At 59.6% G+C, this 14125-nt stretch carries 12 protein-coding genes; 8 read left to right on the top strand and 4 right to left on the bottom strand.

Annotated elements, in window-relative coordinates; translation table 11 throughout:
• Window positions 1–28 precede the first annotated feature (28 nt).
• Window positions 29–1156: a 23S rRNA (guanine(1835)-N(2))-methyltransferase RlmG gene (rlmG, locus tag EBC_RS04190; RefSeq protein WP_013200560.1), complete on the bottom strand. Its 1128-nt coding sequence runs from the start codon at window positions 1154–1156 to the stop codon at window positions 29–31.
• A gap of 82 nt (window positions 1157–1238) precedes the next feature.
• On the opposite strand from rlmG, the gene EBC_RS04185 reads away from it, so the two are divergent.
• Window positions 1239–1745 (top strand): M48 metallopeptidase family protein, encoded by a 507-nt coding sequence (locus EBC_RS04185; protein ID WP_013200559.1) that lies wholly within the window; start codon window positions 1239–1241, stop codon window positions 1743–1745.
• A 10-nt stretch (window positions 1746–1755) separates the two neighbouring features.
• On the opposite strand, the gene EBC_RS04180 is transcribed toward EBC_RS04185, so the two are convergent.
• Complete coding sequence (locus tag EBC_RS04180) at window positions 1756–2619, bottom strand: DMT family transporter (RefSeq protein WP_013200558.1); 864 nt, start codon at window positions 2617–2619, stop codon at window positions 1756–1758.
• A 127-nt stretch (window positions 2620–2746) separates the two neighbouring features.
• On the opposite strand from EBC_RS04180, the gene EBC_RS04175 reads away from it, so the two are divergent.
• The 4 genes from EBC_RS04175 (at window position 2747) to EBC_RS04160 (ending at window position 6956) form a co-directional block, all read left to right on the top strand.
• On the top strand, window positions 2747–4141 hold the full coding sequence (locus tag EBC_RS04175; protein WP_013200557.1) for an aminotransferase-like domain-containing protein: 1395 nt from the start codon (window positions 2747–2749) through the stop codon (window positions 4139–4141).
• A gap of 272 nt (window positions 4142–4413) precedes the next feature.
• The gene (locus tag EBC_RS04170; protein WP_013200556.1) at window positions 4414–5166 is read left to right on the top strand and encodes a GntR family transcriptional regulator; all 753 of its coding nucleotides are present in this window, start codon (window positions 4414–4416) and stop codon (window positions 5164–5166) included.
• A complete protein-coding gene (locus EBC_RS04165; protein ID WP_013200555.1) occupies window positions 5166–6065 on the top strand; it encodes a carbohydrate kinase family protein in 900 nt (299 codons plus the stop codon). The genes EBC_RS04170 and EBC_RS04165 overlap by 1 nt, the downstream gene beginning before the upstream one ends.
• A gap of 39 nt (window positions 6066–6104) precedes the next feature.
• Window positions 6105–6956, top strand: a complete 852-nt coding sequence (locus EBC_RS04160) for a BtpA/SgcQ family protein (protein WP_013200554.1) — start codon at window positions 6105–6107, stop codon at window positions 6954–6956.
• 68 nt (window positions 6957–7024) lie between these two features.
• Here the strand turns inward: EBC_RS04160 and EBC_RS04155 are convergent, their stop codons facing one another.
• A complete protein-coding gene (locus EBC_RS04155; protein ID WP_013200553.1) occupies window positions 7025–8716 on the bottom strand; it encodes a chloride channel protein in 1692 nt (563 codons plus the stop codon).
• Between the two features lie 168 nt (window positions 8717–8884).
• On the opposite strand from EBC_RS04155, the gene EBC_RS04150 reads away from it, so the two are divergent.
• From EBC_RS04150 to sstT, 3 genes are all read left to right on the top strand, one after another.
• The gene (locus tag EBC_RS04150) at window positions 8885–9883 is read left to right on the top strand and encodes a Gfo/Idh/MocA family protein (protein WP_013200552.1); all 999 of its coding nucleotides are present in this window, start codon (window positions 8885–8887) and stop codon (window positions 9881–9883) included.
• A gap of 253 nt (window positions 9884–10136) precedes the next feature.
• On the top strand, window positions 10137–11108 hold the full coding sequence (locus tag EBC_RS04145; RefSeq protein WP_013200551.1) for a TerC family protein: 972 nt from the start codon (window positions 10137–10139) through the stop codon (window positions 11106–11108).
• A 240-nt stretch (window positions 11109–11348) separates the two neighbouring features.
• On the top strand, window positions 11349–12581 hold the full coding sequence (gene sstT, locus EBC_RS04140; protein WP_041692199.1) for a serine/threonine transporter SstT: 1233 nt from the start codon (window positions 11349–11351) through the stop codon (window positions 12579–12581).
• Between the two features lie 48 nt (window positions 12582–12629).
• On the opposite strand, the gene EBC_RS04135 is transcribed toward sstT, so the two are convergent.
• The gene (locus tag EBC_RS04135) at window positions 12630–14120 is read right to left on the bottom strand and encodes a UxaA family hydrolase (protein ID WP_013200549.1); all 1491 of its coding nucleotides are present in this window, start codon (window positions 14118–14120) and stop codon (window positions 12630–12632) included.
• Window positions 14121–14125 lie beyond the last annotated feature (5 nt).

The raw sequence follows: 14125 nt of genomic DNA, 5'->3' as shown, positions 1-14125 counted from the left end.
GCCGCCTTTTTTGTCTGTCGCAACAGCGCTAGCGCATCTTCACCGAACGCAGGATCACGAACTTCTGGTTAGAGGCCACGGTGGTGCAGTTGCCAAACAGCTTCTTCATTTTGCGGTAGTAGTCCAGATGGCGGTTACCCACCACGCGCAGCTCGCCGCCTTCCTGCAGACAGCGATAGGAATCACGCATCATCTGCCAGGCAATGTAGTCGGTCAGCGTGTTCTGCTGATGGAACGGCGGATTGCACAGCACCGCATGGAAGGTATTCGACGGGAAGCCCGCCAGTGAATGGTTCACCGAGAAGTGGCAGCGATCCAGATCATCCGGGCGGTTCACTTCCACGTTCATCTCGCTGGAGGCGACCGCCATCCAGGATTCATCGATAAAGTGCACTTCAGCAGCCGGGTTCTGATCCAGCGCGGTCAGGCCAATGACGCCGTTACCGCAGCCCAAATCGGCAATCTCGCCTTCAATTCCTTCTGGCAGGTTCGCCATAAAGAAGCGCGCGCCCACATCCAGACCGCTGCGGGAAAACACGTTGGCATGGTTGTGGATTTCGTACTGCGTGTCGTCCAGCGGCCAGATCGAGGTCATTGGCGCATCGGCCAGCGCCGGCAGCGTCGGTTCACAGAAGATCAGACGCGCTTTTTTCACCGCCAGCGAGGTTTTGGTGACGCCCAGCACGCGTTCAAACAGGTTCAGCGTGGAGGTGTGAATGTCTTTCGCTTTGCCTGCGGCAATAATTTTCGTTTCAGGCGTGACCACGCTGCGCAGTGAGCGTAACTGATGCTCTAATAGCGCCAGCGTTTTAGGGATCTTGATCAGCACCACGGCAGGGGTGATGGTCAGCGGCGCGAGGCTGTTGATAAACTTCACGTCCCCTTCGTCCATCGCGTTTTCATTCAGGTTCTGACGCGTGGCCAGCTCGCACATCACCGAGTCGCTGATGCTGTAAAGCTCTTCACCGTACAGTCCGCATGCCAGCGTGCCAAAGGTGTCGTTGAACAGGAAAACGGGGCCATTGGTCTGAATATCGGCCATATGTTGCAGCAAATATTCATCGGCAGCATCCCAGGCCTGTAACGGGCTCTCTTCGCGCGTCTGGGGGAAACGGTGCAGCGTCAGCGTGCGGTGGCTCAGTTCGAGTTGGCTCATGGGATCTCCGGCGTGGTAAAATTCCCGCGATTTATCCCCTAAAACGGGCTAACAGTAAACTTTTTTCTTTCCTGGAGTCAGCATGTCGTCGCTTATTTACCTGCAAGGTTACCCCGAATCCCTGCTTTCTCAGGTCAGAACGCTGATCGATCAGCAGCGTCTGGGGGAAGTGCTGCAGAAGCGCTATCCCACCAGCCACAGCATCACCAGCGATAAAGCGCTGTACGATTACGCGCTGGATTTAAAGAACCAGACCTTACGCAAAGCGCCGCCGCTGAACAAAGTGATCTACGACAGCAAAATAAAAGTGATGAAGCACGCGCTCGGTCTGCATACCGCCATTTCGCGCGTGCAGGGCGGCAAGCTGAAAGCCAAGGCGGAGATCCGCGTCGCCACCATTTTTAAACAGGCACCGGAAGCGTTTCTGCGAATGATCGTGGTGCACGAGCTGGCGCACATCAAAGAGAAGGATCACAACAAGGCGTTCTATCAGCTTTGCTGCCATATGGAGCCGGAATACCACCAGCTGGAGTTCGATACCCGCCTGTGGCTGACCGAGCAGTCCCTGCGCGGACGGGACAGCGAATAGCGCCCGGCCGTCACACCGCGAATCGCTTCGCGCCCGCCACGCAGACAATGGCGGCCAGGGTCACCAGCAGCATCGACCAGCTGACGGTTTCGTGCAGCAGCAGCGCGGCCAGGCCCAGCGCGATAAAGGGCTGAAACAGCTGCAGCTGGCTGACCGCCGCAATGCCACCCTGCGACAGGCCGCGATACCAGAAGATAAAGCCAATCAGCATGCTGAACACCGAGACGTAACCAAATCCGAGCCACGCAGGCAGGCCAACGTTGGCAAAGGAATCGGGACGCGTCAGGTATGTCGCCGGCAGCATCACCGGCAGCGACAGCACCAGCGCCCAGCAAATCACCTGCCAGCCGCCGAGCCGGCGTGATAAGCGCGCCCCTTCGGCATAGCCCAGACCGCAGATAATCACCGCCGCCAGCATGCAGATATCGCCACGCAACGATCCCTGCGCGCTGCCGATCAGCGCATAACCCGCCACGGCGGCGCTGCCAAGCAATGAGAACAGCCAGAACGCCGGACGGGGACGCTCGCCGCCGCGCAGCACCGCAAAGGTGGCGGTACAAAGCGGAAGCAGCCCGAGAAACACAATCGAATGGGCGGAAGAGACATGCTGCACCGCCAGCGCGGTCAGCAGCGGGAACCCCACCACCACGCCCATCGCAGCGATCGCCAGCGAGGCGATATCCTGACCTGCAGGCCGCCGCTGGCGGAAAGCCATCAGCAGCGCCAGCCCCAGTAATCCGGCAATGGTGGCGCGGGCACAGGTGAGGAAAACCGGGTCGAGATCGGCCACCGCCGCGCGGGTTGCCGGCAGCGAACCGGCGAATATCACCATGCCGATAAAACCGTTGATCCAGCCATTTGATTTCAGATTCATGTCACGCGTTCTCCCTGTTGCAGATAGCCGCATTGAAGCATTGAAATAAACCGCCGGGCCAGAGACAATCAAGTACAATTCAAACGAACTGTACTGGTTCACTTTCCCCTACAGTCTGGAGTGCCCGATGTCGGAAAACCTCACGCGTATCGCGATGGTGATGCAGGACGTGCGCAGCAAAATTGCCGCCCGAAATTATCTGCCCGGCTCGCGGCTGCCGTCGGTTCGCGCCCAGGCGAAGACGCTGGGCGTGTCGGTATCGACCGTGGTGGAGGGCTATGAACGGTTGGCGGCGGAGAATGTGATTCTGGCAAGGCCCGGTGCCGGGTTTTTCGTCAGTGGCCCGGTGGCACCGCTGGATCTGGCGCAAATCAGCCCGCGACTCGACAGAAATATCGATCCGCTGTGGATGTCTCGTCAGTCGCTGGAAGCCGATGACAGTATGCTGAAGCCCGGCTGCGGCTGGCTTCCGCCCTCGTGGATGTTTGAAGAAGGCATCCGTCGGGCGATGCGCACGCTGGCGAGATCGGACGCCTCGCTGCTGACCGATTACGCCACGCCGCTGGGCCATGCGGGGATGCGCCAGTTTCTGGCGCGCAAGCTGGCGCTGGAAGGCGTTGAGACCGAAGCCAGCCGCATCCTGCTGACCGAATCCGGCACCCAGGCGGTCGATCTGATTTGCCGCTTCCTGTTGGAGCCGGGCGATACCGTGCTGGTGGACGATCCCTGCTACTTCAATTTCCATGCGCTGCTGAAGGCGCATCGGGTCAACGTCGTCGGCATTCCTTATACCGCCACCGGCCCGGATCTCACCGCCTTCAGTCAGGCGTTGCAGCAGCATGCGCCCAGGCTGTATCTGACCAACTCCGGTATCCAGAACCCCACCGGCGCCACGCTTTCTCCGGTCACGGCGCACCGGCTGCTGAAGCTGGCCGATGCGGCAAATCTGGTGATTATCGAGGATGATATTTTTGCCGATCTGGAGGTCACGCCCGCGCCACGACTGGCCGCGTTTGACGGACTGTCGCGGGTGATTTTTATCGGCAGCTTTTCAAAAACGGTTACCGCATCGGTGCGCTGTGGGTTTATCACCGGCCGCGCCGACTGGATTGAGAGCCTGACCGATTTCAAAATCGCCACCAACTTTAGCGGCGGTCGCATGGCGGCCGAACTGTTGCTGACCGCGATGACCGACGGCGGCTACCGGCGGCATATGGAAACCGTGCGGCTGCGGCTGGCGCAGGCGATGACCGACACCGTGGCGCAGCTCAAACCCCTTGGGATCATCCCCTGGCTGGTGCCGCAGGCCGGGATGTTTTTATGGTGCCAGCTGCCCACCGGCACCGATGCCGCCGCCGTCTCGCGCCGTTGCCTGCAGGAAGGGGTGGTGCTGGCGCCGGGCAATACCTTTAGCCAGCTGCAAAACGCGGGCGATTTTATGCGCTTTAACGTCTCCCAGTGCGCGGATAAGCGGATTTTTGACCTCCTTGGACGCGTGCTGGCGGACTCCAAACCGGCTTAACAGACGCCAAAAAATGGCCGCGCGAGGGTCGATCGCGCGCGCCGTCATACAAATTCCGTATGGCTGTTTTTTGCCCGATATTCGCCAAATTCAGCGCCGCTGAATGTCTGCTGCTAATTGCTTGTTAACTGGTGACAAAGCGGCAAATGTCATACCAACCAGTTCGACAAAAGTGCCTGATTCTTCTCGTTTTTCCCCGTTCCCCCGCGTATTGACACGGTTGTCATGTCATTTGATTATCGAGCCAACTTCACTCGGACAGGATCGGGTTTATGCAATGGGATCAACAGGCGCTTGTTGCCGGTACTCAACCTCTCTGGTGGCAAATCGCCGAGCGGCTTCGCCGTGAAATCGAATTTGGCGGCTTTAAGCAGGGCGACGTGTTGCCGTCCGAAGCGGCCCTCAATCAGGTGTTTGGCGTCAGCCGCACCACCGCCAGAGCAGCGCTGGATAAGCTTGAGCAGGAAGGGCTGATCAGCCGCCGGGCGGGAAAAGGCTCGATCGTTTTGCCGCCGCAGGTTATCCAGCCGCTGAGCCAGATGTCGAGCTTTGCCGAAGATATGCGCCGTCGCGGCTTTATCGCCAGCTATAAAACCCTCAGCGCCCGCATGGTGACGCCGCCCGCAGAAGCCGCCGCCGCGCTGGGGCTGGGCGAACATGAGAAGGCCTATGCCATCTCGCGCCTACTCAATGCCGATAACCAGCCGATGGCGCTCTCCTACAGCTGGCTGAAACCCGGCCTGTTCGACCTGCATGCGCCGCCGGGCAGCGACAAGCTGGACCGCCATTCGCTGTATGACTGGCTGGAACAGCATTGCGACTGCCGGATTACCGGCGCGCAGGAAACCATCGGTGCCGCGCTGGTCAGCTCGGAACTGGCCCGACGCCTGAAGGTGGCGAAAGGCTCCGCCAGCCTGGTCGCCCGCCGCCTCAGTCACGATGCAGAACAGCAGCCGGTGGAGTATGCAGTGGTGCATTACCGCGCCGACCGCTATGCCTTCGCCATCGATCTGGTGCGCACCTGATGGCGACGGGAAAGGCCTTATTTGTTGGCGATATCAGCCTCGACACCACCCTGCAGCTGGGCCACATCCCGCAGCCCGATGAAAAGCTGCACGTGCGTATTGATAACGAATCTGCCGGTGGGGTGATCAGCAACGCCGCCCTCGCCTGCCGTCTGGCCGGCGGCAACCCGGTGCTGGCGGTGGAAACCGGCGATGACCTGTTTGCCGACTCCCTGCTGATCAGCCTGCAGCAGGCGGGCATTGAGATCGTCAGCCGCAAGATGCCTGGCCGCACCTGCCGCGCCATCGTGCTGATTGAACCGCACGGCGAGAAGCGACTGCTGCTGGAGCCGGGCGTGTCGCTCTATCCCTCCCTTGAATGGGTGCAATCCCTCTCCTTAGACGGCATCGACTGGGTGCATACCGCGGTGTATGGCGAAGGCGCGTGGCCGCTGATTGAGCAGGCGCGTCAGCGCGGCTGCAAATGGTCGCTGGATCTGGAACCCGCCACCTTCAGCAACGGCATTGCCTCGATCGAATCGCTGCTGGCGGGTGCGGAAGTGGTGTTCTGCAATCAGCGCGCGCTGGCGCAACTGGGCGACAACCCGGTGCAACAGCTGCTGGCGGCTGGGGTAAACGCGGTGGTTTCCACGCTGGGTGCCAGAGGCGCCAGCTACACCACCGACACGGATCACCTCGAAGCACGCTACCCGCTGACGCCAACGCTGGTGGACACCACCGGCGCAGGCGACTGCCTGGCCGGCTGGTTTATCGCCTGCCTGCTGGCCGGAAAATCGCCCGACGCGGCGCTGACCGAAGCGGTGTTTGCCGCCACCTACAGCTGCGAACGGGCTGGCGCTCAGCCCTCTTATCCTGACCGGCAGCAGCTCGCTGCCTTTCAACAGGCCAGCCTGCGCTGACCTTCTGACCCCATCAAGCACGTTTACAGAGAGAGTGATATGGCCGCACCCCAAGTTCTGCCGCAGAAGAGTAATGCCCTGGAGACGCTGTTTCAGGTGAAGAAACCGGTGATTGGCGTGATCCACCTGAAGCCGCTGCCCGGCGCGCCACGTTATAACGGCCAGGCGATGAAAGAGGTGTATGACGCCGCCGTGGCCGATGCGCTGACGCTGTCACGCGGCGGCGTGGACGGCATTATTGTCGAAAACGCCAGCGACCTGCCCTTCGCGCGCCCGGAAAATATCGGTCCGGAGACGGTGGCCGCGTTAACCGCCGCCTGCCTCGCGGTACGAAATGCCGTTGATACGCCCATCGGCATTACCTGTGTCGCCAACGGTGCCATTCCGGCGCTGGCGATTGCCAAAGCGGTCGGTGCCCGCTGGGTGCGCGTCAATCAATGGGCCAATGCCTATATCGCTAACGAAGGCTTTATCAACGGCCCGGCCCCGGAAGCGATGCGCTATCGCGCGATGATCGACGCGCGCGATGTCGCCATTTTCGCCGATGTTCACGTCAAGTTTGGCGCCCACGCCATTACCGCCGACCGCAGCATTCCCGAGCAGGCGACCGACGCCGAATGGTTTGATGCCGACGTGCTGATCGCCACCGGCACCCGCACCGGCAACCCCACCAGCGACACCGAGGTCAACGAGGTGCGAAGCGGCACCAATCTGCCGGTGATTGTCGGCTCTGGCCTGTCACCGTCTCAGGTGCCGGCGCTGTTTGCCTCCGCCGATGGCGCGATTATCGGCCAGTGGCTGAAGGAAGACGGACAGTGGTGGAAACCGGTCGATGCGCGCCGCGTGGCGGAGCTGATGGCGGCGGTGATGAAAGTGCGGGAGGAACTGTGAGCGAGAAGGTCGAATACCCGGCCGACGGCCTGTAATCCGCAAGGGGTTCCCGCCACGGGCGCCCCTGCTTACAGGAAGTCTTTGGCTTTCTGGATCAGGCTGGTTTTGGTCAGCGCGCCGAGGTATTTCCTTTCCACCGGATTATTCAGCACCGGCAGGCGCTCCAGCGTGATGCGGGCAAAGGCTTCCCAGCCTTCGGTAATGGTCTGATTCTCGTAGATAAACGGGAAAGCCTCGTCCACCACGCAGCTGACCGGCGAGTCCAGCGTGATCTCTTTATCCAGCACTTTTCTGGAAATATCGTGAATCGATACCGCGCCCAGAAACTGCCCAACATCACCGATCACATAGACAAAACGCTCGCGTTTTAACGTGCTGACCGCCAGCGCCTTGCCGACGGTATCTTCCGGCTTCAGCGCCGCGCCAGAAACGATAAATTGCGAGATGATGCCGTTATCAAAATCGAACTTGGCATCGGAGCGGCTGAAGTGGTTTTTGATCACCGGATAGGTGCTGCTGGACTGCAAACGGTAGACGGTCATTGATGCCAGCACGCAGGCAATCATGGTGGGGAACAACAGGCTGCTGTTGAGGGTCATTTCCAGCACCATCAGCATCGCCATCAAGGGTGCCTGACTGACCGACGCCAGTACCGCGCCCATCCCCACCGCTGCGAATACCACGGTGTTGCTGACCGGCCAGCCGGCCAGGCTCGCCAGTGTGGCGATCACCACGCCCAGCACCGCGCCAATCAGCAACGAGGGCGTGAACAGGCCGCCCACCGCGTTAGAGCCGACCGACACCGCCGTGGCAATCATCTTCAGCGCCAGCAGGATAATCAGCCCTTTCAGCACGAAGCTGCCGGCCATGATTTCGACAATCACTTCGTAGCCGTTGCCGAGAATATTGGTGCTGGCAATCGCCATCACGCCCACCAGCACGCCGCCTAATCCCAGCCGGAACGGCAGGTTTTTGATGCGGCCAAAGCGCTGCTTGCTCTGATTGATCAGCCAGATCATCGCCCAGCCCACCAGACCGGCCGCCAGGCCGACGATCACCGTCAGCAGCATGTTGCCGACCGTCAAATCAAACTGCGCATGGGAGAAGGGATAAATCGCCGAACGGTAGCCCAGCGTCCACATGGTCAGCACCGCCACGCCTGAGGAGATGATCAGCGGGATCAGGCGCTGCAGCGCCGAGATGCCAAAAGCAATCTCCGCCACGAAAATCGCCGAGGCCAGCGGGGCATGGTAAACCGACGACAGCCCGGCGGCGGCGGCCATCGCCACAATGTCACTGTTGCGCAGCGCGAGCTTAGCGAAACACAGCCGGCCCATCAGGCTGCCGCTCAGCGCGGAAAGCTGCACCATCGGCCCCTCTTTACCAATCGAGGCGCCGCTGCTGATACTGGCAATCGAGGAGAGCGCGCGGAACAGCGAGGTTTTGGTCGGCACGGCATCCAGTCGGGCGTTGATCACTTCCAGATAATCGGTGCGAACCGTCTCTTTCTGTTCAATCGCCGTGGCATAACGCAGGAAAAAACCGGCAATCACCCCGCCGATACCCACCACCAGCGGCCAGAGATACCACGGATAGACGCCGATGGCCTGGGTCACATCCTGCCGGGTGCCAAACACCACCGAGTTAATCAGCTCAATCGCCTGACGAAAGCCCAGCGTCACCAGCGTCGCCACCAGGCCAACCGGGATCGCGACCAGAATGCTGGTCCAGTTCAGTGCGTGTTTACTGCCCGTCGTCATGTTTTCAGTGTGCCCCGGTGGAGAATCTTTCCTCTTAGGGTGAAAGAGGATACAGGAAAAATCAAACGGCATGCGGGAACTCACATGCTACTCTGAAGGTTATCGCCGTGGGCAGGGCAAACGCGCTGCGCCACTCCCGCCATAAACGTGTGGAGACCAAAACACGCCATGATCCGCTTCGCTGTTGTAGGGACTAACTGGATCACCCGCCAGTTTGTCGATGCCGCGCATGAAACCGGCAAAATGAAGCTCACCGCCGTTTACTCCCGTTCACTGGACCAGGCTCAGGCCTTCAGCACCGATTACCCCGTGCAGCATCTGTTTACCTCGCTGGCGCAAATGGCCGAGTCGGACGACATTGATGCGGTGTATATCGCCAGCCCGAACGCCCTGCACTGCCAGCAATCGCTGCTTTTCCTGCAGCATAAAAAGCATGTGATTTGTGAGAAGCCGCTGGCGTCTAACCTGCGTGAAGTCGAGACGATGATCGCCTGCGCGCGAGAAAATCAGGTAGTGCTGTTTGAAGCCTTTAAAACCGCCAGCCTGCCCAATTTCCTGATCCTGCAAGCGTCCCTGCCGAAAGTGGGCAAGCTGCGTAAAGCGGTGATCAACTACTGCCAGTACTCCTCGCGCTATCAGCGCTATCTGGACGGCGAGAATCCCAATACCTTTAATCCGGCCTGGTCGAACGGCTCGATTATGGACATCGGTTATTACTGCCTGGCGACCGCGGTCAGCCTGTGGGGTGAACCGCATAAGGTGTCGGCGAATGCGTCGCTGCTGGCCAGCGGCGTGGATGCCCACGGCACGGTGGTGATGGATTACGGCGATTTTGACGTTACCCTTCTGCACTCGAAAGTCAGCCAGTCTGGCCTGCCAAGTGAGATCCAGGGCGAAGAGGGATCGCTGGTTATTGAGCACGTTTCGGAATGCCAGCGCGTCAGCTTTGTGCCGCGCGGCGCCCGCTCGCAGGACCTCAGCCATCCTCAGCATATCAATACCATGCTGTATGAAGCCGAGACCTTCGCCCGGCTGGTAGAGAGCAACGAAGTGAATCATCCGGGCCTGCAAACCTCACGTACCACGGCGAAACTGCTGACCGACATTCGTCGCCAGACCGGCGTGGTCTTCCCGGCGGATGAGCTGCCAGATGACGTGGTTGTGTAAATATTTCTAAATATGTCCAGTTATGATTGACCTGTGCCGCGGCGGACCGTATCTTCTGCCGCAGCATAGGGGAGTAACTTTTACGCCAACCGATCGTCAGCACGGTATCCAAGATACCCGGTCGTTGGGCAACAGAACCACGGGTTCTGCTGTGAGTGAGACCTGGCGTTAAAGGAATCGGCCTGTTTGTCATCTATGATGAAATAAACAGCCCTGTTTCTGTCGGCCATTTTTCATTTTACAGGATACGTCTATGCACTCTGTTGGCACGCCTCTGCTGTGGGGCAGCTTCGCGGTAATCGTGGTTATTATGCTGGCTATCGACCTGTTTTTGCAGGGTCGTCGCGGCTCCCAAACCATGTCAATGAAACAGGCGGCACTCTGGTCGCTGCTGTGGATCTCCCTCTCTCTGCTGTTCGCTGCCGGTTTCTGGTGGTACCTCGACGGTAATGTCGGCCGTGAGATCGCGAATACGCAAACCCTGGCTTTCCTGACGGGCTACGTGCTGGAAAAAGCGCTGGCGGTGGATAACGTCTTCGTCTGGCTGATGCTGTTCAGCTACTTTGCGGTGCCGGCCGCCATTCAACGTCGGGTACTCATCTACGGCATCCTCGGCGCTATCGTGCTGCGTACCGGGATGATCTTTGCCGGCAGCTGGCTGGTCTCTGAATTCAGCTGGATCCTGTATCTCTTCGGCGCGTTCCTGATCTTTACCGGCATCAAAATGGCGATGGAAGGCGGTGACGATGAAGGCAACGTCGGCGACAAGCCGGTCGTCCGCTGGCTGCGCAGCAAAATGCGCATGACCGAAACCATGGAAGGCGAGAAGTTCTTCGTGCGTCGTAACGGCGTGCTGTTCGCTACGCCGCTGCTGCTGGTGCTGATTATGGTCGAGCTGAGCGACGTGATTTTTGCCGTCGACAGCATTCCGGCTATTTTCGCGGTCACCACCGACCCGTTTATCGTTCTGACCTCTAACCTGTTCGCAATCCTCGGCCTGCGTGCGATGTACTTCCTGCTGGCGAACGTCGCGGAACGCTTCCATATGCTGAAATATGGTCTGGCGGTGGTGCTGGTGTTTATCGGTGTGAAGATGCTGATCGTCGATTTCTACCACATTCCGGTGTCGATCTCGCTGGGTACCGTCGGCGGCATTCTGGCCATCACCCTGCTGGTTAATGCCTGGGTTAATCACCGTAACGACCAGAAGAAGCTGAGTCAGTAACGCGCTGCCTGACACCGGGCTGCTTCACCGCGGCCCGGTGTCAATTTCCCGCTGGAGATTCTGTTTAGCCGCACGCTTCTTTTCGTCAGCCGAACTTTTCACGACTTTTCCCTTCCCCTGCCATCACATTTCCTTATACTCACCCGCGCAAACACACCAATGCCGTCCCATTCAGCACACACGATGCTGAAGCGCCGCATTGTTATTTATCGAAAACAACACTGGTTTTTTACTATGCGTATGGAAAAAAGTCCTGGGCTGATGCAGCGTCTGATGCAGGGCAGCCTGGTCACTCAAATTATGATCGGTCTGATCGCCGGCATTGCCCTGGCGTGGTTCTCAAAAGAAGGCGCCCATTCTGTCAGCCTGCTGGGTACGCTGTTTGTCAGCGCGCTGAAAGCGGTTGCTCCCCTGCTGGTGATGGTGCTGGTGATCTCCTCGATTGCAAACCATCAGCACGGCAGCAAAACCAGTATCCGCCCGATCGTCATTCTCTATCTGCTCAGCACGTTCTGTGCCGCCGTGGTGGCCGTCGTCTTCAGCCATCTACTGCCGCAAACCCTGACGCTGAGCGACGCTAACCAGCAGATCGTCCCGCCGTCCGGCATTCTGGAAGTGCTGAACGGCCTGTTGATGAGCATGGTGGCTAACCCGTTTGATGCGCTGATGCACGCCAACTATATCGGCATTCTGGTGTGGGCAATTGGCCTCGGCTTCGCCTTCCGTCACAGCAGCGACACCACCCGCACCTTCCTCAACGATGCCTCGAACGCCGTGACCTCGCTGGTACGGCTGGTGATCCGCTTTGCGCCGCTGGGCATTTTCGGACTGGTGGCCTCGATTCTGGCGACCACCGGCTTCTCCGCGCTGTGGGATTACGCGCATCTGCTGGGCCTGTTGTTGGGCTGTATGCTGCTGATGGCGCTGGTGTTCAATCCGCTGCTGGTGTACTGGAAAATCCGCCGCAACCCCTATCCGCTGGTATTTACCTGCCTGCGTGAAAGCGGCGTGACCGCCTTCTTCACCCGCAGTTCCGCCGCCAATATTCCGGTGAATATGGCGCTGGCGAAAAAGCTGGGGCTGGATGAGGACACTTACTCGGTGTCGATCCCGGTGGGGGCGAATATCAGTATGGCGGGGGCTTCGATCACCATCACCGTGCTGACGCTGGCGGCGGTGAATACGCTGGGCATTCAGGTTGATGTCAGTACGGCGATCTTGCTGAGCCTGGTGGCGTCGATCTGTGCCTGTGGTGCATCCGGCGTGGCGGGCGGTTCGCTGCTGCTGATCCCGGTGGCCTGTAATATGTTTGGTATTCCAAATGAAGTGGCGATGCAGGTAGTGGCGGTCGGCTTTATTATCGGCGTACTGCAGGATTCGGCGGAAACCGCGCTGAACTCCTCAGCGGATATCCTGTTTACCGCGGCGGCCTGTATGGCCGACCAGCGTCAGGAAGAACAGCAACGCGCCTGATGGCGTTAACCGGCTCGCTGCCTGGCGAGCCGGTCCGTATTCCCTTCCCTACAGCGTCACCCCACTTTTGAAAATCGCCAGCTCGCGGAAGTCATTCAGCTCATTTTTGGTCTGACGGCCGTTGGCGATGTCCACCAGCGTATCGACAAAGTTCTCCAGCAACACCGACATGTCGGTTCCCTTGATCAACGCACCCGCATCGAAATCAATCCAGTGCGGCTTTTTCGCCGCCAGCTCGCTGTTGGTGGCCAGTTTTACCGTCGGCACAAAGCCGCCGTAAGGGGTGCCGCGTCCGGTACTGAACAGCACCATATGGCAGCCTGCGCCAGCCAGCGCGCTGGTGGCGACCGCGTCATTCCCCGGTGCGCTAAGCAGGTTCAGACCCGGCTGATGCAGGCGCTCGCCGTATTTCAGCACGTCAACCACCTGGCTTTGCCCGGCTTTCTGCGTACAGCCCAGCGACTTCTCTTCCAGCGTGGTGATGCCGCCCGCTTTGTTGCCCGGCGACGGGTTCTCGTAGATAGGCTGCTGGTGATCGATAAAGTAGCGTTTGAAGTCGTTGATCATGCTGACGGTTTTTTCAAAGGTCTGCTCATCGCGGCAGCGGCTCATCAGAATGCGCTCGGCACCGAACATTTCCGGCACTTCCGTCAGCACCGTGGTGCCGCCGTTGGCAATCATCTGGTCGGAGAACCGGCCCAGCAGCGGATTGGCGGTGATGCCGGACAGCCCGTCCGAGCCGCCGCATTCCAGGCCGAACTTCAGCTCACTCAGCTTGCCCGGTTGGCGCTGGTCATCGCGCATGACGGCATACAGATGGCGCAGGTGTTCCAGCCCGGCTTCCACTTCATCATCATGCTGCTGCAACGCCATAAAGCTGACGCGATCGGCATCGTATTCGCCCAGCGTCTCGCGGAAGACATCCACCTGATTGTTTTCACAGCCCAGGCCAATCACCAGCACCGCGCCTGCGTTGGGATGACGCACCATATTCTGCAACATGGTGCGGGTGTTCTCGTGATCCTGGCCCAGCTGGGAGCAGCCGAAAGGATGGGTAAACAGATGCACGCCGTCGATGCCCGCCGCGTCGTCGCTCTCCTTCAGAAAACGGTTAACCATCTGTTTGGCGATGCCGTTAACGCAGCCGACCGTGGGCAAAATCCATAGCTCGTTACGGATGCCCACATCGCCATTGCGGCGGCGGAACAGCTGCACCTCACGGTCAGCGGCCTGTGCCGGTAGCGTGGCGAAATCGGGCTGATAGCTATACTCGTCCACATCGCTGAGATTGGTGCGGGTGTTGTGGGAATGCAGGATTTCACCTGCCGATACCGGCACCGTGGCGTGCCCAATCGGCAAACCGTATTTGATCACCAGTTCGCCCACCGCCAGCGGCAGCAGCGCAAATTTGTGGCCGCGCTCGACGGCCTGCTTCAGCACCACGTTCTGCTCGCCGACGCTGACGGTTTCCCCTTCGGCGAGTTCCGCGAGGGCAACCGCCACATTGTCGTTTGGATGGATTTTGATATAACGCTGCATGGTGG

This window comes from Erwinia billingiae Eb661 (genome assembly GCF_000196615.1).
GTDB lineage: Bacteria > Pseudomonadota > Gammaproteobacteria > Enterobacterales > Enterobacteriaceae > Erwinia > Erwinia billingiae.
This window is presented reverse-complemented; position numbering and strand designations above follow the sequence as displayed.

What these genes read in the sequence shown, in the direction of transcription:
- EBC_RS04160 (WP_013200554.1), top strand. Translation starts at nt 6,105, where the DNA reads ATGGCCGCACCCCAAGTTCTGCCGCAGAAGAGTAATGCCCTGGAGACG.
- EBC_RS04155 (WP_013200553.1), bottom strand. Translation starts at nt 8,716, where the DNA reads ATGACGACGGGCAGTAAACACGCACTGAACTGGACCAGCATTCTGGTC.
- EBC_RS04165 (WP_013200555.1), top strand. Translation starts at nt 5,166, where the DNA reads ATGGCGACGGGAAAGGCCTTATTTGTTGGCGATATCAGCCTCGACACC.
- sstT (WP_041692199.1), top strand. Translation starts at nt 11,349, where the DNA reads ATGGAAAAAAGTCCTGGGCTGATGCAGCGTCTGATGCAGGGCAGCCTG.
- EBC_RS04135 (WP_013200549.1), bottom strand. Translation starts at nt 14,120, where the DNA reads ATGCAGCGTTATATCAAAATCCATCCAAACGACAATGTGGCGGTTGCC.
- EBC_RS04145 (WP_013200551.1), top strand. Translation starts at nt 10,137, where the DNA reads ATGCACTCTGTTGGCACGCCTCTGCTGTGGGGCAGCTTCGCGGTAATC.
- EBC_RS04170 (WP_013200556.1), top strand. Translation starts at nt 4,414, where the DNA reads ATGCAATGGGATCAACAGGCGCTTGTTGCCGGTACTCAACCTCTCTGG.
- EBC_RS04175 (WP_013200557.1), top strand. Translation starts at nt 2,747, where the DNA reads ATGTCGGAAAACCTCACGCGTATCGCGATGGTGATGCAGGACGTGCGC.
- EBC_RS04150 (WP_013200552.1), top strand. Translation starts at nt 8,885, where the DNA reads ATGATCCGCTTCGCTGTTGTAGGGACTAACTGGATCACCCGCCAGTTT.
- EBC_RS04180 (WP_013200558.1), bottom strand. Translation starts at nt 2,619, where the DNA reads ATGAATCTGAAATCAAATGGCTGGATCAACGGTTTTATCGGCATGGTG.
- EBC_RS04185 (WP_013200559.1), top strand. Translation starts at nt 1,239, where the DNA reads ATGTCGTCGCTTATTTACCTGCAAGGTTACCCCGAATCCCTGCTTTCT.
- rlmG (WP_013200560.1), bottom strand. Translation starts at nt 1,156, where the DNA reads ATGAGCCAACTCGAACTGAGCCACCGCACGCTGACGCTGCACCGTTTC.